Source organism: uncultured Cardiobacterium sp., assembly GCF_938028825.1.
Classification (GTDB): domain Bacteria; phylum Pseudomonadota; class Gammaproteobacteria; order Cardiobacteriales; family Cardiobacteriaceae; genus Cardiobacterium.
Genome location: NZ_CALIZP010000009.1, coordinates 29849 through 51296, shown reverse-complemented (window position 1 = coordinate 51296; position 21448 = coordinate 29849). Strand labels below are relative to the sequence as shown.

General features: G+C 63.0%; 19 protein-coding genes, 3 tRNA genes, 1 pseudogene and 1 riboswitch. Of the genes and pseudogenes, 12 read left to right on the top strand and 11 right to left on the bottom strand.

Going from position 1 to position 21448, the window contains the following annotated elements; genetic code table 11:
• The 5 genes and pseudogenes from Q0562_RS00665 to Q0562_RS00645 all read right to left on the bottom strand — a co-directional run.
• Positions 1-231, bottom strand: a pseudogene (locus Q0562_RS00665) (hypothetical protein); the annotation flags it as partial.
• Positions 232-244: 13 nt separating this feature from the next.
• Positions 245-2701: a calcium-binding protein gene (locus Q0562_RS00660; RefSeq protein WP_298639775.1), complete on the bottom strand. Its 2457-nt coding sequence runs from the start codon at positions 2699-2701 to the stop codon at positions 245-247.
• On the bottom strand, positions 2644-2976 hold the full coding sequence (locus Q0562_RS00655) for a hypothetical protein (protein WP_298639773.1): 333 nt from the start codon (positions 2974-2976) through the stop codon (positions 2644-2646). Before Q0562_RS00655 ends, Q0562_RS00660 begins: the two co-directional genes overlap by 58 nt.
• 200 nt (positions 2977-3176) lie before the next feature.
• Positions 3177-3446, bottom strand: coding sequence for a hypothetical protein (locus Q0562_RS00650; RefSeq protein WP_298639770.1), 270 nt, complete (start codon positions 3444-3446; stop codon positions 3177-3179).
• Between the two features lie 65 nt (positions 3447-3511).
• A complete protein-coding gene (locus tag Q0562_RS00645; RefSeq protein ID WP_298639768.1) occupies positions 3512-3790 on the bottom strand; it encodes a hypothetical protein in 279 nt (92 codons plus the stop codon).
• A gap of 177 nt (positions 3791-3967) precedes the next feature.
• Between Q0562_RS00645 and hrpA the strand changes: the two genes are divergently transcribed.
• The 11 genes from hrpA (at position 3968) to Q0562_RS00590 (ending at position 15626) form a co-directional block, all read left to right on the top strand.
• Positions 3968-7876, top strand: a complete 3909-nt coding sequence (gene hrpA / locus Q0562_RS00640) for an ATP-dependent RNA helicase HrpA (RefSeq protein ID WP_298639767.1) — start codon at positions 3968-3970, stop codon at positions 7874-7876.
• A gap of 153 nt (positions 7877-8029) precedes the next feature.
• Positions 8030-10573: a mechanosensitive ion channel domain-containing protein gene (locus tag Q0562_RS00635; protein ID WP_298639765.1), complete on the top strand. Its 2544-nt coding sequence runs from the start codon at positions 8030-8032 to the stop codon at positions 10571-10573.
• Between the two features lie 62 nt (positions 10574-10635).
• Positions 10636-10712: transfer RNA gene (locus Q0562_RS00630), tRNA-Pro, on the top strand.
• 10 nt (positions 10713-10722) lie between these two features.
• Positions 10723-10799, top strand: a tRNA-Arg gene (locus Q0562_RS00625).
• Between the two features lie 12 nt (positions 10800-10811).
• Positions 10812-10888, top strand: a tRNA-His gene (locus tag Q0562_RS00620).
• 126 nt (positions 10889-11014) lie between these two features.
• On the top strand, positions 11015-11977 hold the full coding sequence (locus Q0562_RS00615; RefSeq protein ID WP_298639764.1) for an ABC transporter substrate-binding protein: 963 nt from the start codon (positions 11015-11017) through the stop codon (positions 11975-11977).
• Positions 11978-12032: 55 nt separating this feature from the next.
• Positions 12033-12140, top strand: a riboswitch (TPP riboswitch).
• Positions 12141-12178: 38 nt separating this feature from the next.
• Positions 12179-12979 (top strand): bifunctional hydroxymethylpyrimidine kinase/phosphomethylpyrimidine kinase, encoded by an 801-nt coding sequence (gene thiD, locus Q0562_RS00610; RefSeq protein ID WP_298639762.1) that lies wholly within the window; start codon positions 12179-12181, stop codon positions 12977-12979.
• Positions 12976-13620: an ATP-binding cassette domain-containing protein gene (locus Q0562_RS00605; RefSeq protein ID WP_298639760.1), complete on the top strand. Its 645-nt coding sequence runs from the start codon at positions 12976-12978 to the stop codon at positions 13618-13620. Before thiD ends, Q0562_RS00605 begins: the two co-directional genes overlap by 4 nt.
• Positions 13617-14363, top strand: a complete 747-nt coding sequence (locus Q0562_RS00600) for an ABC transporter permease (protein ID WP_298639757.1) — start codon at positions 13617-13619, stop codon at positions 14361-14363. The genes Q0562_RS00605 and Q0562_RS00600 overlap by 4 nt, the downstream gene beginning before the upstream one ends.
• 17 nt (positions 14364-14380) lie before the next feature.
• Complete coding sequence (locus Q0562_RS00595) at positions 14381-15319, top strand: ABC transporter substrate-binding protein (protein WP_298639755.1); 939 nt, start codon at positions 14381-14383, stop codon at positions 15317-15319.
• 103 nt (positions 15320-15422) lie between these two features.
• Positions 15423-15626, top strand: coding sequence for a glycine zipper 2TM domain-containing protein (locus Q0562_RS00590; RefSeq protein ID WP_298639752.1), 204 nt, complete (start codon positions 15423-15425; stop codon positions 15624-15626).
• Positions 15627-15779: 153 nt separating this feature from the next.
• Here Q0562_RS00590 and ribE read toward each other — a convergent pair whose 3' ends face one another.
• From ribE to glyA, 6 genes are all read right to left on the bottom strand, one after another.
• Positions 15780-16259, bottom strand: a complete 480-nt coding sequence (gene ribE / locus Q0562_RS00585; RefSeq protein WP_298639749.1) for a 6,7-dimethyl-8-ribityllumazine synthase — start codon at positions 16257-16259, stop codon at positions 15780-15782.
• A 70-nt stretch (positions 16260-16329) separates the two neighbouring features.
• Positions 16330-17433, bottom strand: a complete 1104-nt coding sequence (gene ribBA / locus Q0562_RS00580) for a bifunctional 3,4-dihydroxy-2-butanone-4-phosphate synthase/GTP cyclohydrolase II (RefSeq protein ID WP_298639746.1) — start codon at positions 17431-17433, stop codon at positions 16330-16332.
• A gap of 1 nt (position 17434) precedes the next feature.
• Positions 17435-18073 (bottom strand): riboflavin synthase, encoded by a 639-nt coding sequence (locus Q0562_RS00575; protein WP_298639744.1) that lies wholly within the window; start codon positions 18071-18073, stop codon positions 17435-17437.
• Entirely contained in the window at positions 18055-19155 is a 1101-nt protein-coding gene (gene ribD / locus Q0562_RS00570; RefSeq protein WP_298639742.1) for a bifunctional diaminohydroxyphosphoribosylaminopyrimidine deaminase/5-amino-6-(5-phosphoribosylamino)uracil reductase RibD, read from the bottom strand. Before ribD ends, Q0562_RS00575 begins: the two co-directional genes overlap by 19 nt.
• A gap of 5 nt (positions 19156-19160) precedes the next feature.
• Complete coding sequence (gene nrdR, locus Q0562_RS00565; RefSeq protein WP_298639739.1) at positions 19161-19619, bottom strand: transcriptional regulator NrdR; 459 nt, start codon at positions 19617-19619, stop codon at positions 19161-19163.
• A gap of 12 nt (positions 19620-19631) precedes the next feature.
• Positions 19632-20885 carry a serine hydroxymethyltransferase gene (gene glyA / locus Q0562_RS00560; RefSeq protein ID WP_298639736.1) on the bottom strand — a complete coding sequence of 418 codons (1254 nt, stop codon included), beginning with the start codon at positions 20883-20885 and terminating at the stop codon, positions 19632-19634.
• 161 nt (positions 20886-21046) lie between these two features.
• Here glyA and Q0562_RS00555 point away from each other — a divergent pair, with 161 nt between their 5' ends.
• Entirely contained in the window at positions 21047-21403 is a 357-nt protein-coding gene (locus tag Q0562_RS00555; RefSeq protein WP_298639732.1) for a rhodanese-like domain-containing protein, read from the top strand.
• Positions 21404-21448: the final 45 nt, after the last annotated feature.

Genomic DNA, 21448 nt, shown 5'->3' with positions numbered 1-21448 from the left:
CTTGCCGTCGTCTTCCACCGTATCCGTGGTGTTTGCGTTCAGCTCGCTGCCCGCATGACCGTTGTCGTCGCCCCAGAGGATGTCGTTCCCTTCGCCACCATGCAGGATGTCGCCGCCGTCCTGACCGATGATGAGGTCGTCCCCATCGCCGCCGTAGAGGAAATCCTGCGCGCCACCGCTTGCGGCGCGGTGCTCTTCCTTGTCTTTATGCCCGAACGGGGCGTTGATCACGTAATCCCCTTCGTCACGCAAAATGCTGATCGTCCAGTTGGCGCGGTCTGCGGGCAGGCTGGCGGTATTCTGGTTGCCGGACAACTCCCAGCCGTTGCCGGTAAAGGTGTGATCCCAGGTAGGGTAGCGGGCCATCCCTTTCTCTATCTCGGGGGTGATGATGGTCGTGCCGCCGGGCCCGTAAGAAGGTCTGTACCTCACCGCGACATCCTCTCCCGAACCGTGAAATACCCGCTTCATCTGCATCCCCGGCCATGCCGTTGATGAAGTCCCCGCCACCGCCGCCGGTGATGACATCGCCGTCCTTCTTCTTGTCCTCTTCGCTGCGCCAGTCCTTGCCCGGCAAGACAAACGGGCTGCCGTTCAGAAGATCGGCATCAGCGCCGCCGTCGATCCAGTCGCGCGCAAAACTGCCGAAGACCGAATCATTGCCTGCACCGGTCTGCGCGATCAGGGCATAACCCGACTTGCCCGCTTGCAGCGGCCCGGCCTGAATACTGTCGCGCGTATCGGTGCCCACGACGCGGAAACTGCCGGAAGCATTGAAAGCAAACACATTCTCCTTGCCGGCAACGCCGCTGACAACGGGCGTATCCCCCGCCTCGGGCGGTACCGGCGCGGCGGGTTGCGGCTGCCCCCCGTCTTCCTCGACAAAAAGCCCCAAATCCCCGTTCTTCCAGTGCTGAATATCGGCAAACGCCTTGTAGCTGCCGTCCTTCAACACGGAAATCTCCCAGCGGTCATTCATCAAATTGCGGAAACTGAAGCGCTTGTCGTCCGTGTAATAACCGCCGCGCGGCTTGAACACCAGTTTGTGATAAGCCGTGCCGTCCACTTGCAGCAAACCCTTGCCGTCGGCATCAAAAACCGTGCTCTTATCGCTGTAGCTGCTGGCGAACACATACGTATCCTGCCCCAAGCCGCCTTCCAGATAATCCCTGCCGCCCTTGCCGTCGAGCACATCATCCTGATTGCCGCCGTACAAATGATCCTTGTCCGTACCGCCGCCCAGTGCATTACGCTCGTTCGGTTTGCCGAATACGACACGGTTGAGATCCTGCCTCGGCTTGCCCTGTCCGGCGGAAATCTTCCAGCTTTCCGCATCGCTGACAAAAGGATGGGAGCCGAGATCGACGTACGACCACTCCCCGCGTGCGACATCGCTCACCTGCGCCGCCGTCAGCGCCTGCTGCCCGTTCTTCAAATAGCGCGCCTGCAACAGCAGCATCGTCGCGCGGTCGCGCAGATAAGGCGTAGTCATCCCCTGCGGATGCTGCGCATCCCAGAGCGCCAGCGAGCCGTCCGCATTATCGGCGGCCACATCCGCACCGGCGGCAATCACGGGAGTCAGATGCCGCAGGGCATGGCGGTAAGCCATATTCCCCTTTGCCTGCCGCACCAGCTCGTCCACCGCCATCTCGCTGTCGCGCAGCACGACCTTCTGCTCCGCCAGCGCGGTGGGAATCTGCGCGGCACCGCCATCCTTGCCGAAGACCTGCCCACCCAGATGATCAAACAGCGCCTGCTGCCGCGCGGCATCCAGCGAATGCGTGAGCTGCCGCAAACCCTGCGGGAACGCCTCGCCGTACAGACCGGTGAAAACCGCGTTCGCTAGTCCCGCCGCCCGGCTCACTTCCGGCGCAAAACCATAGCGATCCGCGCCGAGAATGGCGGCAAACAGCGGCGTGAACGTCGAGCGGCTTTGCACCGTTGCGCCGTCCATATCCATCGCCCAGTCCATCCACGCCGCCTTGGCCTTGCCGGCATCGGCGGCATCCTTTACCGCCCGCGTCGCTGTGGCGGCAAAATCGATCAGCCCGCCCATCACCCCGGCCTTGCGCAGAAGCCTGAGCGTGCTGTCGGCAAAATCATAGTGATTCGTGCCGAATTCCCCTTTGCCCTTATCGAATTGATGACGGTTATAAAGAATTTCCTCGGGAATATCGCGTCCATATCCCTGTACTAATTTGCCGTAGTTCTCCGCCGTAATCTCCATATGCACGAAATTATCGAAATCCTTTTCCGTCGGTGCCGTCAGGTGGGAAGGCTTGACACCGGACAGCAAAGCGAGATGCGGCAATTCCTCTTCCCGCCGTTCACTGTCCGCATGATTATTATAAATAACGCGCAGTGCATCGGCAGAAATCCCGTTGAGTATCGTTGCCCCTCTGCGCTCCTTGATGCCCTTGAGCAGGGTGGGAATCTCCGTTTGCAGCAAAATAGCGCCGGGACGCGGTGCCTGCGTCATGACCCGCACCTCACCCGTCGTCTCGCGGGCAAAATGACGGGAAATAATCGCCCACAAACCGTTTTGACTATCAAAACGGAAAGTGGAAGGTAGGCTTGTGTAATAAGTGCCTTCGGCCATTAGTTCTTTTATCCCATCTTCTAACTTTTCGTACTCTTCGTAACCTAAAGATTGTGCCAGAATATTTTTGAACCAATCGTCAATACTCTTTTCATCAAGCAAGTCGAAAGCATCTGTTTTATTGAGAATACGCGTGTTAGGATCAGGCACAATTTGTGCGGCAATATCACCGGTAGATTTGTCGTTAACATAACCGGCATAACGAACGTTGTTTTGCCTGTTTTGCCGCCGACTTCTACAGAGGTTTTTGCAAGAACCTCGCGAATAATATTCCGCATTTTCTGCTGATCGGCGGGATTTTGCCAGTCTAATCCCTTAAATCTTTCTTCCAGAATAGATAAGGCCTGTTCTTTCGTATAAAAAGGATTGGTAGCCATTACATCAATTCTCCATTAAAAACAAAAAAAATAGCAATTAGGATATGGGTTATCACTTAGGCCATAGCGATACAGCTTAAATATATCCATTGCTTCTTTTAATAAAGAAGCAAAATAATCCTTCTTGACTTCAATTTCTTTTAGCAGACTTGGTAAAGAAATGGCTATCTTGGATAGCCCTTGATATATATATGATCTATTTAATATGTAAGACAAGGTCTGTGTTCTTTAGAACCATTAAAACACATATCAAGTATTATAGGAGCCCCCTGATAATAGAATAACCAATGTTCATAAGGATTTTCGGTTCCTCCTACATCCAGCCTACTAGAATTACGGTCTAAATATCTGAGAAAACAGTCGCGTTCTCTATCAATAACCCAATTATTCCCTCTCGCTTTGGGCATATAAGAATCCAGCCTGTATCTTTCTTTGTCCGCTTCGCTGATAAACTCTGCGATGAAAGTCATCTTCTCTCCTCCATCATGGACGACAACACAATCTTCTGCCTGAAACGGCACTCCTGATACTACACCTATGCTAAAGCAGCTGCAACCCTCAATCCATATCCGCACCACTTGGCTTTACGTTTTGGTGGTAAGGCCGGGCGGGTATGCTTGCTGCCCGAAAGCAGCATGATATTACTCAATATCCGTTTCTTGTCGGTAACCTTGGCATCACGGTAAATATCGCGCAAAGTATCGGCAGAAATGCCATTGACCGATGTCGGGCCATTATTTTGTATGATACCGTCAATTAAGGTGGGGATTTCCGTTTGCAGCAGGACCGAATCAGGGCGCGGCCTTACGGTCATAATCCGCACAGCATAATGAAGCGTTATGGAATTGGCGGTAAATTCTTGTTGTATTCAAAGATGGTTGGCATAAACCGCGCATCTTGTCGTCTTTCCCTATCAGCAATTCCTGACGGTGTCGGATAATTATTTTCCAGCCCGCTATAATGCCGCCCTTTCTTTTTTGCCGACTTATTCATGACCGCCCCCGATTTCACCACCGTCCTCTGTCAAGACCGCCACCCCCTGCAACAGCTTTACCGCCAGATTCGCGAGCGCGAGCGGCGCGGCCAGCCCGCCGACCGGATGCGGGCACGCTTTGCCGCCGACTACGCTGCTTCACAAGAAGCGGTCGCCGCACGCCGTGCCGCGTTGCCCGCGCCGAAACTGAGCGCAAACCTGCCCGTGCTGGCGGTTGCCGACAAAATCCGCCGCCTGATTGCCGACAACCAGGTCGTCATCATCAGCGGTGAGACAGGTTCGGGGAAAACCACACAACTGCCGCAACTCTGCCTCGCCCTCGGCCTCGGCGCGCGCGGCATGATTGCCCACACCCAGCCGCGCCGTATCGCCGCGCGCAGCGTCGCCGCCCGCATCGCCGAAGAACTGGACGAACCGCTTGGTGCCGCCGTCGGCTACCAAGTCCGTTTCGACGAAAAAACAAGCGACAACACCGTCATCAAACTGATGACCGACGGTATGCTGCTCGCCGAAACCCTGTCCGACCCCTACCTCGCCCGCTACGAAGTCATCATCGTGGACGAAGCGCACGAACGCAGCCTCAACATCGACTTCCTCCTCGGCTACCTGCGCCGCCTCGCCGACAAACGCCCCGACCTCAAAATCATCATCACCTCGGCCACCATCGACGCCGACAAATTCGCCGCCCACTTCAAAAACGCGCCCATCCTCAACGTCAGCGGCCGCACCTACCCCGTGGAAATCCGCTACCGCCCGCCAAGCGAAGACGAAGACAGCCCGGACGCCATCCTCCGCGCCGTCGCCGAACTCGACCAGCACGGACGCGGCGACATCCTCGTCTTCCTCCCCAGCGAACGCGACATCCGCGAAGCCGCTGACCGCCTGCGCCGCGAACAACTGCGCGACACGGACATATTGCCCCTCTTTGGCCGCCTCTCGCTCGCCGACCAGCAGCGCGTCTTCCGCCCACAAGCGGCGCGGCGCATCGTGCTCGCCACCAACGTCGCCGAAACCTCGCTTACCGTGCCGCGCATCAAAGCCGTCATCGACACCGGCACCGCGCGCATCAGCCGCTACAGCCTGCGCACCAAAACCCAGCGCCTGCCGATCGAGCCCATCTCGCAAGCCGCCGCCAACCAGCGCGCCGGCAGATGTGGCCGCACCGCCAGCGGCATCTGCATCCGCCTCTACAGCGAAGACGACTACCGCCAGCGCCCCGCCTACACCGAGCCGGAAATCCTGCGTACCAACCTCGCCGCCATCATCCTGCAAATGCTCGTCCTCAAACTGGGCGACATCGCCGCCTTCCCCTTCGTTGACCCGCCTGACGCGCGGCAAATCAACGACGGCTACCGCCTGCTCTTCGAACTGGGCGCCACCAACGAAGCGCGCCGCCTCACCCCGCTTGGGCGACAAATGGCGCACCTGCCGGTTGACCCCCGCTTCGCGCGCATCATCTACGCCGCCGAAAAAACCGGCTGCCTGCAAGACGCCGTCATCCTCATCGCCGCCCTCTCCATCCAGGACCCGCGCGAACGCCCCTACGGCCAAGAAGCGCGCGCCGACCAAAAACAGGGCGAATTCGCCGACAAAACCAGCGACTACCAAACCCTGCTCAACCTCTTCGCCGCCTACCAGCGCGAACGCCGCACCGCCAGCAACAACCGCCTGCGCGCCTGGTGCAAAAACTACTACCTGAACGCACAACGCATGCGCGAATGGCGCGAACTCGCCAACCAGCTCATCCGCGACCTGCGCGAACAAAAACTGCACCTCGACGCCGTAGCCCCCTCCGCACCACAAAACGACCTGCCGGACGGCGCCAAAGGCCGCCTCGCCTACGACAACCCGCAGCTTGACACCCTGCACCGCGCCCTGCTTACCGGCTTCCTCGACCAAGTCGGCCTCTGGGACGAACAAACCCGCGACTACCTGCGCCCGCGCCACGCCCGCTACAGCATCTACCCTGCCTCCGTACTCGCCAAAAAACCGCCGCAAGCCATCATGGCCGCCAGCGTCGTCGAAACCCAGCGCACCTACGCGCGCACCTGCGCCCCCATCCAGCTTGCCGACCTCGAACAGATCGCCGCCCACCTCGTCAAACACACCTACACCAACCCCCATTGGAGCAAAAAAGCCGGCAACATCCTCGCCACCCAAACCACCCTGCTCTACGGCCTGCCCATCGTCGCCGGACGCAACGTCCCCTACGCCCGCCACGACCCGGCGCTTGCCCACGACATCTTCATCCAGGACGCCCTCGTCCCCGGCGACATTCACACCAAAAGTGGCGTCATCGCCAAAAATCGCGCCCTCATCGAGACCCTCGAAGAGCGCGAACACAAAACCCGCAGCCGGGGCATCCTGGTGGACGAAGCCCAACAAGCCGCGTGGTACCACGCCCGTCTGCCCGAAAACGTGCACAGCACCGTCACCCTCGAACAATGGCTCAAACAACACGGCGAAGCAGCGCTCACCATGACTGAAGCCGACCTGCTGCTGGTGGACGACACTCCCAGTGACGCTGACTACCCGGAAAGCCTCACCCACCACGGACAAAAACTGCGCCTCGAATACCACTTCGAACCGGGCGGCAGCGCCGACGGCGTCACCCTCTGCGTGCCACTCCCTGCTCTGAACGCGCTTGACGCCGCCGACTACGAACGCCTCGTCCCCGCCATGCTGCCCGCCAAAATCGAAGCCATCCTGCGTGCCCTGCCCAAACAATGGCGGCGCCAGCTCGTGCCCATCCCCGCCATCGCCGCCGCCGTCACCGCGCGCATCCAGGACACCCCCGACGCCCCGCTCATGCCCGCCATCCGCGACACCATCCACACCATCAAAGGCACCAACATCCCGCTGGACGCCTTCGACAACCTCAACATCGACGACCACCACCGCATGAACTACCGCCTGCTTGACGGCAAAAACCAGACTATTGCCGAAAGCCGCGACCTCGCCGCCCTGCAAGCGCAGTACAGCGACAGCGCTGCCGCCCAATTCCGCCGCCGCAGCCAAAGCCGCTACGGCGACGACCAGCCCGTCAACGACTGGCATTGGGACGAACTGCCCACACAAGAAACCCTGCCGAACGGCATCACCGGCTACCCCGCCCTCACCCTCGAAAACGGCGAACGCCGCCTGCGCCTGCACGACGACCCACAGCGAGCCGACGCCGCGCACCGCGCTGGCGTACACAGCCTGCTCGCCGACAAACTCCAAAACAAACTCAAATACCTGCGCAAAAACCTGCCCGGCTACACCCAAATGGCGCTGCACTACCGCAAAATCGGCAGCGACAGCACACTCGCCGACGACATCACCGCCCGCCTGCTCGAACACATCTGCTTCGCCAACGGCGTACCGCGCAGCCGCGCCGCCTTTGAGGCCGCCCTCGCGCGCGCAGAAGCCGAACTCGTCCCCGCCGCCAACCGGCTCGCCGCCCAACTCACCCGCATCCTCGCCGCCTACAGCGACGCCAAACAACAACTGGGCAAACACAAACAACCCGCCATCCGTGACGACATCGAACAACACCTCGCCCGCCTCATCTACCCTGAATTCATCCGCGATACCCCGACCGCCGAACTGGACAGCATCGAACGCGCCCTGCTCGCGACGCAAAAACGCCTGGAAAAAAGCCGCCTCGACCCGCGCAAAGACCTGCAACGCCAACAAGAGCTCGCGCCGTGGGAAAGCCGCCTGCAACAGGCGATGCAAAAAGCGGGCATCGCCCACCCCTACCAGGAAACCCCGCGCGGACTCTCCGCCGCACACCACGCCGCCATACAGGACTACCACCGCCTGCTCGAAGCCTACCGTATCCAGACCTACGCCCAGGAAATCGGCAGCACTCTCAAAGTCTCACCGAAACGCCTCGCCGAGGCGGCGGAAAAACTGCCGTAACGCCCGTATTGACACCGCCTGGCGCGAAAAAGCTGCCCCTCCGCCGCCGGGTGAGGGTTGGGAAAGCGCCAAGCGGGATTTTCCCCGCCTGATCGGGTCGGCGCACATCGCTTTTGGAGCCGGTTTGCGGCGCTTGCCACGCACTCGGCAACGATGCCGCTTGGCGTCATCGGGCTTGGTGTATGGTATGCGCTTCTTTGGTTTTTGTTGGAGCGCGCGATGCGGTGGCTGGTATTGGTATTGGGTTTGTTGATGGCTCCGGTGTGGGCAGCGAATGGCGGCAAGGATAGTGCCGCCAAAACGGATGACGGCACCGCCTGGGCGGCGCTCGCCGATGTGCTGGAGAATCCGGCGCAGCGCAAGGCGCTTGTTGCGGAGTTGCGGCGGCTGGAAGCGGCGGACAAGGCGCAGGCGGCGAAGGGCGGGGCGGCGGGTGATGCTGCCGCAACGGCAGCAACGGCACCGGCTGATGCGGCAGGCGCTGCGGCGGCGGATGCGCAGGCGGACGGGCAGGAGGCTGCGGGTGATGCGGGTGAGAAGAAGGATGAGGGGCAGGCGGAGGCGGCGGCGTTGCAGTCGGTCGCCGAGAATGCGCGCGCGGCGGTGGTGTCTGCCGCCGCCTGGCCGAAGAAGGTCGCGGAGGCCGGGGTGCAGGTGTTGCGCGAGGTGGGTTCGCGTTTTGCCGAGAGTTGGGACGCGCTGGTGGGCGCGTTCAGCGGCCGCGATTTGATGTTGCAGGCGGTGAATTGGGCGGTACTGCGGCAGACGGCGTTGAATCTGGCCTTGATTGTGGCGGTGTCGTTGTCGTTTTTGTGGGTGCTGCACCGCGCCACGCGCGGGGGGAAGGCGCGGTTGCAGGACTGGGTGTTGCAGGGGACGCGGTTGTCGCCGCTGTCGCGCCGTTTGCTGGGGGTGGCGGCGGTGGCACTCGGCGACGGGTTGTTGTTGTTTTGCGCGTATGTGTGCGCCAATGTGCTGGCGGTGTTTGTGGTCGGCGAGAGCGGGGTGCTGTCAACGCAGGCGGCATTTTTTGTGCGCGCGCTGGTGGCGGTGGAGGGGCTGCGGATCGGGATCCGCATGGTGTTTTATCCGCGTTTTCCGGGGCTGCGCCTGCTGCCGTGCACGGACAAGGCGGCGCGTTTCTGGAACCGCTGGTTTGCGACGCTGGTGCAGTTGCTCGGTTATGGGTATTTAGTGGTGTTGCCGCTGATCAAGATTTTTTTGTCGCCGTCGCTGGGGCAGGTGTTTTCGGCGCTGCTGGCGTTGTGTGCGTTTTTTTATGGTGTGGTGGTGGTCATCCGCCAGCGCACGGCGGTGCGCCTCGCGCTGCGTCAGGCGGCGGATGGTGCGGAGAGTGCGATTTTTTCCGGCGCGCTGCGGGTGCTCGCCCCGCTGTGGCACTGGCTGGCGATTGTGTATTTTTCGATGTTGCTGGTGTTGACGCTGCTCAGCGGCGAGAAGTCGCTGCCGTTCGTGCTGCGCGGCACGCTGTATTCGCTGTTATTGGTCGGCGGCGGGCTGTTGGCGTCGATGTTGTTGTCGCAGTGGATTCGCCGCCCCATCCGTTTTGCGTCGGATATGGCGCGGCGTCTGCCCGGGCTGGAAAAGCGGCTGAATTTTTTTGTGCCGCTGGCGCTGCGCCTCGTGCGGCTGGTGCTGGTGTGGCTGGTGTTTGTCGAGTTGCTTGCGACATGGCATGTGGTGGATGTGGCGGCGTGGGAGCAGTCGGCGCTTGGCCACGCCCTGCTCGCCCGCTTCTGGAATGTCTGCCTGATTCTGGCGGTGGCGGTAGTGGTGTGGCTGGTGTCGGTAGTGTGGATCGAGCGGTTTTTGAGTCCGGAAATCGGCGGCGGCGCGCCGGGGGTGCGGACGCAGACGCTGTTGTCGCTGCTGCGCAGCGGCTGGGCGGTAGTGGTGTTCGCCTGCGCCGCGCTGATGGTGCTGACGGAGGTCGGCATCAATATCGGCCCGCTGATTGCCGGCGCCGGGGTGTTCGGCCTCGCGGTCGGTTTCGGCGCGCAGACGCTGGTAAAGGACGTGATTACCGGGATTTTTTTCCAGATCGAGAATGCCATCAATACCGGCGATATTGTCACGGTGGACGGCATCACCGGCCGCGCCGAGCAGGTGGGCATCCGCTCGGTCGGCATCCGCGACAGTTCGGGGACGTATCACCTGATTCCGTTTTCCAATGTGACGCGGGTGTCGAACTATATGCGCGGCCACGCCAATCATATTGCCGAATACGGCATCGCTTACCGCGAGAATGTGGATGAGGCGATGGAGCAGCTGCGCGCGGCGTTCAACGAGCTGGTCAAGGGCGAGATGAAACGCTACATTCTGGAACCGATTAATATTCAGGGGGTTTCCCAGCTCGCTGACAGCGCGGTGATGCTGCGCGTGTCGATCAAGACGACGCCGGGCGATCAGTGGGCGGTCGGCCGCGCCTATAACCGTCTGGTGAAGATGTATTTCGACGCGGCGGGCATCGAGATGCCTTTCCCGCATATGGAAGTGTATTTCGGCCAGGACAAGGACGGCAACGCGCCGCCGCTGCACATCCGCCATGCGCCGGAAGAGAAACCCGCCCCCGCCGCGCCGGTTGTGGAAAAATCCGCCGCCCCGCCACCCGCCGCCAAACCCGACGATCTCAGCAACCTGCCCGACAGCGGTAGCGACGGCGCGCCCGCCTCGTAGCCGCCGAGAAAGCGCTTGACGATGCGGGGGGCGCTCACTAGAATGCGCGCCTCATCCCGCGTCGGAGTATAGCGCAGTCTGGTAGCGCATCTGGTTTGGGACCAGGGGGTCGGGGGTTCAAATCCCTCTACTCCGACCAGCAAGGTTAAGTGCCCGTAGCTCAACCGGATAGAGCAACGGCCTTCTAAGCCGTAGGTTACAGGTTCGAGTCCTGTCGGGTGCGCCATAACAAACAATGGTGGGTGTAGCTCAGATGGTTAGAGCGCCGGATTGTGATTCCGGAGGTCGTGGGTTCGATTCCCATCACCCACCCCATCAACAGAGAAGTGCCGCAAGGCGCTTTTTTTATGCCCAATGCCTGTCAAGGCCATTGACAGGAATCATTCCTATTTGCTGCCGCCATTCCTATAATGTCCCGGACATTCACACCGGAGCATCCCTATGTTGAAACGCCGCCAATTCATCAGCGCCACCGCTGCCGCCCTTGCTGCCACTGCCTTGCCGCTGCGCGCCGCCGACAGCACCTTTACCCTGTGGGGGCCGCCGGTTACGCCGACCGTGCTGCTCGCCGTCGCCGCCGAGATGGGCGAGGCGCGCAAAATCCGCCCCTTCACCGTGAAAAGCTGGAGCAGCCCCGACCAACTGCGCGCGGGTCTGCTGAACAAAAGCATCGAAATCAGCATCGTGCCCAGCTACGTCGCCGCCAACCTGCGCGCGCAGGGCCAGCCCGTCATCCTGCACAACATCATGACGCGCGGCCTGCTCGCCGTGATGAGCAAAGGCAAAACCATCGCCGGCATCAAGGACCTCGCCGGGCAGAAAATCGTCATGCCGTTCAAGGGCGACATGCCCGACCTCGTGCTGCAAATCCTCGCCAAGCGGGCGGGCATCGATCTTGCGAACCTCGTTACCTACACCGCCACGCCGCCGGAAGCCGTGACCCTCTTCCTGCAAAAAGACTTCCCCAACGCCCTGCTGCCCGAACCGCTCGCCAGCGCTTCCATCCTCAAAGGCAAACAGGAAGGTGTGGAGGTGCAGCGTAGTTTCTCGCTGGACCACAGCTGGAACGAATACTTTGGCGGCAAGAACGGCATTGCCCAGGCGGGGCTGCTGGTATCGGAAACCGCTGCCAAAGAGCAGGCCGCGTTTCTTGCCGCGCTGGACAAAGACCTGCTTGCCGCCGTGGACTGGGTCGCCGCCAACAACAAAAGCGCGGCGGAAATCGCCGCCAACTACATGCCTGCGCCCGTGCCCGCGCTGGAACGCGCCTTCGGGCATTCCGCGCTGACCGCCGTGCGTGCGAAAGACATCAGTGCGGAAATCCTGCAATTCCTGCACGAAATGTACCAACTCAACCCGAAAATCGTCGGCGGCAAGGAGCCGGACGCGAGCCTGTTCGGATAAGGCAAAGCCCCGCGATGCGGGGCTTTTTCATGCGGCGGGCGCGCTATATAATCCGTGCCGCTTGTCGGGGTGTTCCCCTGCCTTCCGGGGTGGCGGGAACTGAGAAATACCCGTAGAACCTGAAACGGTTAGTACCGTCGGAGGGAACAAGGCACCGCCTGCCGGTTCCCGTTTTTATTCATCCAGTCACAGGGAACCTGCATGACCCGCACAGCCATCGCCCTCACCATCGCCGGCTCCGATTCCGGCGGCGGTGCCGGTATCCAGGCCGACCTCAAAACCTTTTCCGCTCTCGGCGTCTATGGCGCCTCCGTCATCACCGCCGTTACCGCGCAGAATACCCGCGCCGTTACCGCCGCCGAAGCCGTCAGCCCCGCCCTCATCCGCGCCCAGCTGGACGCCGTTTTTACCGACCTGCCGCCGCAGGCGGTGAAAACGGGCATGCTGGGCGACAGCGCCACTATCGACGCCGTCGCCGACCGCCTCGCCGCCTACGCCCCGCCGTATCTCGTCATCGACCCGGTGATGGTCGCGAAAAGCGGCGACCGGCTGCTGGCGGATGCCGCCATTGCCACCCTGCGCGAACGCCTCATCCCGCGCGCCACCCTCATCACCCCCAACCTGCCCGAAGCGGGCGAGCTGCTCGGCCGTGCCGTTACCACGCGCGCCGACATGGCGCAGGCCGCCGCCGACCTGCTCGCGCTCGGCTGCGGCGCGGTGCTGCTCAAAGGCGGGCATCTCGCCGGTGACGGCAGCGACGACCTGCTCCTCACCGCCGCCGGTGCCACTTGGCTCACTGCCGCCCGTTATCCGGGTAAAAACACGCACGGCACCGGCTGCACCCTCTCCGCCGCCATCACCGCCGGACTGGCCAAAGGCCTGCCGCTGCACGAAGCGGTGCAGGCGGCGAAGGACTACATCAGCGCCGCCATCGCCGCCGCCGACCGCCTGCACGTCGGGCACGGCCACGGCCCGCTGCACCATTTCCACCGCTGGTGGTGAATGTGGATATCACCCTCGCCCGGCTCGGCGTGCAATACGGCGGCACGGTCATCATCCGCGACCTCAGCCACACCTTCGCCGCCGGGCGCCGCCACCTCATCCTCGGCAAAAGCGGCGTGGGCAAGACCACCCTGCTGCGCGCCATTGCCGGTCTCACCGCTTATGACGGCCACATCACCCGCCCGCCGTACAGCCTGATGGCGCAGCAGGATGACCTCCTGCCGTGGCGCACGGCGCTCGCCAACACCACCCTCGGCGCAACCCTGCGCGGCGAACCGCCTGATTTGCCGCGCGCGGATGCCCTGCTTGCCGCAGTCGGCCTAGCCGCCCACGCCGGCAAATGGCCCGCGCAACTCTCCGGCGGGCAGCGGCAGCGCGTCGCCCTCGCCCGCACCCTCTACGAAAATCGCCCCCTGCTCCTGATGGACGAACCCTTCTCCGCCGTCGATGCCGTTACCCGCAAACAACTGCAAGACCTCGCCCTGCGCCTGCTCACGGATAAAACCGTCATCATGATTACCCACGACCCCGGCGAAGCGCTGCGCCTCGCCGACCACCTCTACATCCTCGACACAACCGGCCTGCACGCTCAGCCGCCGGGCCGCGACCCCGCGCAACTCATGGAGGAACTCGGCACATGACCTTCGTCCGCCGCCTCGGCAAAACCTGCGCCGTAACCGCCGTCCTGCTCGCCCTGTGGCAACTCGCCACCCTCGCCGCGCCGCCCTACATCCTGCCGCCGCCCGCCGCCGTCTTCGCCAGAATATACAGCGCCCGCGCGCAACTGCTCACCCACGCCGCCATCACCCTCGGCGAAATCGGCCTCGGCCTGCTCATCGGCACCGCCCTCGGCAGCCTCACCGCGCTTGCCCTGCAATACAGCCGCCTCCTGCGCGAACTGCTCGCGCCGCTGCTCGTCTCCTCGCAAGCCATCCCCGTCTATGCCCTCGCCCCGCTCCTGACCCTGTGGTTCGGCTTCGGCATCCTGCCGAAAATCCTCATGACCGTGCTCATCATCTACTTTCCCATCACTACCGCCGCCTACGACGGCCTGCGCCGTACCCCGCCCGGCTACCTCGACCTCGCGCACAGCATGGGGGCAAACGCGTGGCGCACCCTCATCCACATCCGCCTGCCCGCCGCCCTGCCTTCCTTTGCCTCCGGACTGCGCGTCGCCGTCGCCATCGCCCCCATCGGCGCCGTCATCGGCGAATGGGTCGGCGGCAGCAAAGGCCTCGGCTATCTCATGACCTACGCCAACGCGCGCAGCCAGAGTGCCCTGCTCTTCGCCGCCCTGACCGTCCTCGTCATCATCACCCTCGGCCTTTACACCGCCACCGACCGCTTCCTCAACCGCCTCATCCGCTGGCAACCCGTCTCCTGACTAACCGGAAAACCCTCATGAAACACCTCATCCTGATCCTCGTCCTCGCCACCGCCGCCCTCCACGCGAGCGCCGCCGACAAAGCCACCATCATCCTCGACTGGTTCCTGAACCCCAACCACACCGCACTCATCATCGCGCAGGAACGCGGCTACTTTGCCGCAAACGGTCTCGACATCACCCTCGAAGAACCCTCCGACCCGTCGCTGCCGCCGAAACTCGTCGCCGCCGGCAAAGCCGACTACGCCGTCAGCTACCAGCCGCAACTCTACCTGCACCACCAGGAAGGCCTGCCGCTCATCCGCACCGCCACCCTCATCGCCACCCCGCTCAACAGCCTCATCGTCCGCGCCGACAGCGACATCCGCCGCATCGCCGACCTCAAAGGCAAAAAAATCGGTTACAGCGTCGCCGGTGTGGACGAAGCCATCCTGCACGGCCTGCTCGCGAACGACGGCCTCGCGCCTGCCGACGTCGAACTCGTCAACGTCAACTGGAACCTCAACCCCGCGCTCATCAGCGGGCAAGTGGACGCCACCATCGGCGGCATGCGCAACTTCGAGCTGACGCAAATGACCCTCGACGGCCACCCCGGCCGCGCTTACTACCTCGAAGAACACGGCATTCCCGCCTACGACGAACTCATCCTCGTTGCGAACCGCGAACAATACGACGCCGACCGCAGCGCCCGCCTCAACCGGGCGCTGGAAAGCGCGACCCAATACACCCTGAACCATCCCGACGAAGCCTGGCAGAGCATCATCAAGGCCAGGCCCGATCTTGACGACGAACTGAACCGCCGCGCCTACCGCGACACCCTGCGCCGCCTCGCCCTGCGCCCCGGCGCGCTGGACAATGCCCGCTACCGCCGCTTCGCCGCCTTCCTCAAAGAACACGGCATCATCAGGGAAGCGCCGGAACCCGCCGCCATCGCCGTCGAACCCATGACGCCGTAATCCGGCTTGCGGAAAAGTAAGACAGCGTTCAGCTTTGCGCGCGCGGTGCTGTGCGATACTTAGCGCGCACATTCGTGCAGACCGCACTTACATGGAGACGCTCATGAAATCCGTACTGAACAAAGGCATCCTTGCCCTTACCCTGCTCGCTTCCCTCACCGCGTGCAGCAGCCTGACCCCGGCACAACGCAATACCGCCATCGGTGCCGCCGTCGGCGGTGCCGCCGGCAGCATGATCGGCGGCGATACCGGCGCGATTCTCGGCGGGGCCGCGCTGGGCGGCGTCATCGGCAGCCAGATTCACTGACCGCCGGGTGGCAGCAACACCACAGGGCGTGCGCGGCACGCCCTTTTTCATGTCCGGCATTCACAAACCCCGGCAACGAAAAAGCCGCGCTGCGGAAACAGCGCGGCTATCCCGCCTGCGGATGGGTGGCCGGCGGGAAAGAGTTTATGCGGTTCAGCCGATCTGGCGCAGCAGGCTGACCATTTCGATGGCGACCAGTGCCGCTTCGGCGCCTTTGTTGCCTGCTTTGGTGCCGGCGCGTTCGACGGCCTGTTCGATGTTGTTGGTGGTCAGCACGCCGTTGATGACGGGGAGGTCGTGTTTGAGGGCGACGCTGCTGAGCGCTTTGGCGCTTTCGCCGATAACGATGTCGAAGTGTGCGGTCGCGCCTTTGATGACGGCGCCGAGGGCGATGATGGCGTCGTAGCGGCCGGTTGCGGCGAGGCGCTGCGCGGCGATGCCGAGTTCGAGTGCGCCGGGGACGTAGGCGACGTCGATGTTGGTCAGCTCGGTGCCGTGGCGTTTCAGGGCGTCAATGGCACCGGCTTCGAGTTTGTTGACGATGAAGTCGTTGAAGCGCGAGCAGATGATGGCGTAGCGCGCGCTGTCGAGGATGTAGTCGCCTTCAAGGCGGTTGACGTCGTTAGAGGTCATGGTGTTTTCCTTGTGGGTTTGTTAAGGGGGGGAAATCCGCGTGGTTGTCTCGCTTGGCGGCTTCTCAGGTTTATTCGCTGAGGTATTCGCTCACTTCGAGCTGGTAGCCGGAGATGCCGGTGAGTTTGTACGGCGCGGAGAGCAGGCGCATTTTGCCGACGCCCTGGTCGATGAGGATTTGTGCGCCGATGCCGTAGGTACGCAGGTCTTGTTCTTGCGGGCGCTTCGGCGGTGGGTTGTTGTGGGTGAAGGCGACCATGCGGCTCAATATGTCGTTGTTGTTTTCGGCTTCATCAAGGACGACGATGATGCCGTCCGGTTCTTGCGCGAGGCGTTGCAGGGCACTTTGCAGGCTGTGGGTGCGTTCGCTGAGGCGAGCGTGGAAGAGGTCGCCGAGGGTGTTTTGCACGTGAACGCGGACGAAGGTCGGCCGCGCCGCCTGGATTTTGCCTTTGCTCAGGGCGTAGTGCAGGCGGTCGTTGTCGTAGATGTTCTGGTAGGCGGTGAGGGTGAAGGTGCCGTATTCGGTCGGCAGTTCGCATTGGGCGATGCGGGCGATGGTCTGCTCGCGTTCGAGGCGGTAGGCGATGAGGTCGGCGATGGTGCCGATCTTGATGTTGTGTGCGGCGGCGAAGATTTCGAGTTCGGGGCGGCGCGCCATCGAGCCGTCTTCTTTGAGGATTTCGACGATGACGGCGGCGGGTTCGAGACCGGCCAGGCGGGCGAGGTCGGTGCTGGCTTCGGTGTGCCCGGCGCGGACGAGAACGCCGCCTTCGCGCGCGACGATGGGGAAGATGTGTCCGGGCTGGACGAGGTCTTCGGGGCGGGCATTTTTGGCGGTCGCGGCGTGAATGGTGCGGGCGCGGTCGGCGGCGCTGATGCCGGTGGTCACGCCTTCGGCGGCTTCGATGGAGACGGTGAAGGCGGTGTGGTACGGCGAGGTGTTGTGCCGCGATTGCGGCCAGAGGTTGAGCTGGTCGTTGCGCGCCTGGGTGATGGTGAGGCAGACGAGGCCGCGCCCGTATTTGGTCATGAAGTTGATGGCTTCGGGGGTGATGTGTTCGGCGGCCATGATGAGGTCGCCTTCGTTTTCGCGGTCTTCGTCGTCCATGAGGATGACCATTTTGCCGGCGAGCAGGTCGTCGATGATTTCTTGGGTGCTGTTGAGGGGCATTTTAGTATCCGTGTTGGCGTAGGGTGTCGAGGGTGAGGCCGTTTGTGGCGGGCGCGTGCAGCAGGCGTTCGAGGTAGCGGGCGATGAGGTCCACTTCGAGGTTGACGTGTGCACCGGGGCGCACGTCGGCAAGGGTGGTACGCGCCTGGGTGTGCGGCACGATGTTGACGTGGAAGGTGTCGCCATCCACGCCGTTGACGGTGAGGCTGATGCCGTCCACGGTGATGGAACCTTTCGCCGCGATGTAGCGCATCAGCGCGCGCGGCGCGGCGATGGTGAGGCGCTCACTGCGCGCTTCGGGGACGCGGTCAATGAGTTCGCCGACGCCGTCCACGTGGCCGCTGACGAGGTGGCCGCCGAGCGGGGTGGCAAGGGTCAGGGCGCGTTCGAGGTTGACGGCATCGCCGGGGTTGAGGTCGCCGAGGGTGGTAAGACGCAGGGTCTCGGCGGAGACGTCGGCGCTGAAGCTGTCCGCGCCGAGGGCGGTGGCGGTGAGGCAGACGCCGTTTACGGCGATGCTGTCGCCCGGGGCGCAGCGGGCAAAATCAAATGCCTGGGAGGCGATGGTGAGGGTGCTGTCGTCGCCGTGGCTGTCGGCGGCGCGCAGGGTGCCGGTGGTTTCTATGATGCCTGTGAACATGGGTTTTCTGGGGTGAGGGTGAGGCGCAGGTCAGGGCCTAGCGGGGTGGTATCGGTGATGGTGTACTGCATTTTAGCAGAGAGGTCAGTGAGCGGCGGCAGGGCGGCCAGCGGGCGGGCATCCGGGCCGAGCAGGCAGGGCGCGAGGTAGTAGAGGATTTCATCGGCCAGTTGCGCGCGCAGGAAGGCACCCGCCAGTCCCGCGCCTGCCTCGACGAGCGCGTTGTTGATGCCGCGCCGCCCCAGCGCGTCGAGCAGCGCGAGCAGCGGCACATGGCCGTCGGCGAGCGGCAGGCGCAGCAGTTCGGCATGGGCGGGGTAGGCGGGCGCGCCCGCCGCTTCGCCGCAGGCGATGAGGATGGGGCTGTTCTCGCTGAAAACGGCGGCGGTGGGCGGGGTGCGCAGTTGGCTGTCGATGATGACGCGCAGCGGCTGGCGGGCGGGCAGGTCGGTGGGGTAGCGCGCGGTGAGGCGGGCGTTGTCGGCGATGATGCTGCCGGTGCCGGCGATGACGGCGTCGGCGGCAAGGCGCTGCTGGTGGGCGTCGAGCCGCGCCGCTGCGCCCGTGATCCATTGGCTGTCGCCGTTTGCCAGCGCGGTGCGGCCGTCGAGCGAGGCGGCGAGTTTGAGGGTGACGAAGGGGCGGCCACTGCTGATGCGGCGGAAGAAGCCGCAATTGAGGGCGGCGGCTTCGGCGGCACAGATGTTTTCCGTGACGGCAACCCCGGCGGCGCGCAGGCGGGCGATGCCTTGCCCGGCGACGAGCGGGTTGGGGTCGCGGCAGGCGACGACGGCGCGGGCGATGCCGGCGGCGATGAGGGCGTCGGCGCAGGGCGGGGTGCGGCCGTGATGGGCGCAGGGTTCGAGGGTGATGTAGGCGGTGGCACCACGGGCGGCGTCGCCCGCTGCGCGCAGGGCGCGGACTTCGGCATGCGCCTCGCCCGCGTACTGGTGCCAGCCTTCGCCGACGACGGCGTCATTCTTGACGAGGACGCAGCCGACGCGCGGGTTGGGGGAGGTGGTGTAGAGGCCGCGCCGCGCGAGTTCCAGCGCGCGCCGCATCCGGCGGGTATCGTCGTGCATGGCGGCTAGTCTTGCCGCAGTTCGGCGATGGTGTTGATGAAGGCTTCCACGTCCTGAAAGCTGAGGTACACGGAGGCGAAGCGGATGTAGGCGACGTGGTCGATGGTTTTCAGCCCCTGCATGACCCAGTCGCCGAGTTTGCGCGAGGCGATTTCCCGCTCGCCGCCGACGCGCAGGCGGTTTTCGATGTCTTCGATGAGGCGGTTGATTTTGTCGGCGCTGACCGGGCGTTTTTCGATGGCGCGCAGGAGGCCGTTGCGCAGTTTTTCCGCCGAGAAGGCCTGGCGCTCGCCGTTCTGCTTGACCACCATCGGCAGCGACAGTTCTGCGGTTTCGTAGGTGGTGAAGCGGGTGGCGCAGTCGGGGTTGATGCATTCGCGGCGGCGGCGGATTTTGCTGCCGTCGGCGATGAGGCGCGAATCGACGACGCGGGTGTCGGGGCGGTGGCAGATGGGGCAGTGCAAGGCGCGTCCCCGTCAGGCGTACACCGGAAATTCGGCGCAGAGGCGGCCGACTTTTTCGCGCACGGCGAGAATGGTTTCTTCGTTGTCGATGTCATCCAGAATGTCGCAGATCCAGGTGGCGACCTGTTTTGCTTCGTTCTGCTTGAAGCCGCGCGTGGTAATCGCCGGGGTGCCGATACGGATGCCGCTGGTGACGAAGGGCGGCTGCGGGTCGTCCGGCACGGCGTTTTTGTTGACGGTGATATGCGCGCGCGACAGGGCGGCGTCGGCGGCGCGGCCAGTGATATTTTTGCTGACGAGGTTGAGCAGCATCAGGTGGTTCTTGGTGCCGCCCGAGACAATATCGTAGCCACGCGCGAGGAAGACTTTCACCATCGCCTTGGCGTTATCTAGCACCTGTTCCTGGTATTTGGTGAAAGCTGGATCCAGCGCTTCGAGGAAGGCAACCGCTTTCGCTGCGATCACCTGCATCAGCGGGCCGCCCTGCACACCGGGGAAGATGGCGGAATTGAGCTTCTTCTCCAGCTCTTCGTTGGCGCGGGCGAGGATGAGGCCGCCGCGCGGACCGCGCAGGGTTTTGTGCGTAGTGGAGGTAACGACATCGGCAATCGGCACCGGGTTGGGGTACAGCCCGGCGGCGACCAGCCCGGCGACATGCGCCATGTCCACCACGAGATACGCGCCGACGCTGTCGGCAATCTCGCGGAAGCGCTGGAAATCCAGCACCTGCGAATAAGCGGAAAAGCCCGCAATAATCATCTTCGGCCGGGTTTCGCTGGCGATGCGCTGCATGGCGTCGTAATCGATCAGGCCGGTTTTCAGGTCGAGGCCGTAGTGAACGGCGTGGTAGAGCTTGCCGGAAAAGCTGACCGGCGAGCCGTGCGTCAAATGGCCGCCGTGACCGAGATCCATGCCGAGCACCGTGTCGCCCGCATTGAGCAGGGCGAGGAAGACGGCGGCATTCGCCTGCGAGCCGGAATGCGGCTGCACATTGGCATAATCCGCGCCGAAAAGCGTCTTGGCGCGCTCGATGGCAAGCGTCTCGATGACATCGACGTGCTCGCAGCCGCCGTAATAACGCTTGCCGGGGTAGCCCTCGGCGTACTTGTTGGTCAGACAAGAGCCTTGCGCTTCCATCACGCGCGGACTGGCATAATTCTCCGAAGCAATCAGCTCGATATGCGTTTCCTGCCGCAGGGCTTCGGCGGCAATCGCGGTCGCCAGTTCGTCATCAAAGCCCGTGATGGTCATTTCTTTATTAAACATGATAAAAACATTACAAATGAAGAAGGTCGGCTATGGTACTGCCTTCACCCTGCAAGGGCAACACGCGACGGGCGCGCAGAAAAATGCGCCAAACCCCGCTGGCAGGCGGCTTTCCCGCTCACTACAATCGCCGCCTTCATCAACCGGACGGAGAACCCGCCATGCTCAAAAAAACCCTTCTCGCCGCCCTCTTTGCCGCACCTGTCCTCGGTGCCTGGGCGGAAACCTACCTCATCGACGTGCGTAGCCCGGAAGAATACGCCGAAGCCCACGCCGACGGCGCCGTCAACATCCCGGTGGAAGACGTGGCAGCAAAAATCAGCGAAGTGACCGCTGACAAAGACGCTGATATTTACGTGTACTGCCGCAGCGGTCGTCGCGCCGGTGTCGCGCAGGAAACGCTGACCGGCCTCGGCTACACAAAAGTCACCAACCTCGGCACCCTCGCCGACGCGCAGGCCTTTGTTGCCAAACAGCAGGCGGAGGAAACGGCAGCGGATGGACAGGCGGCGCAATAACGGCGCTTGCGGACAGCAAAAAACGGCGGGCAACCGCCGTTTTTT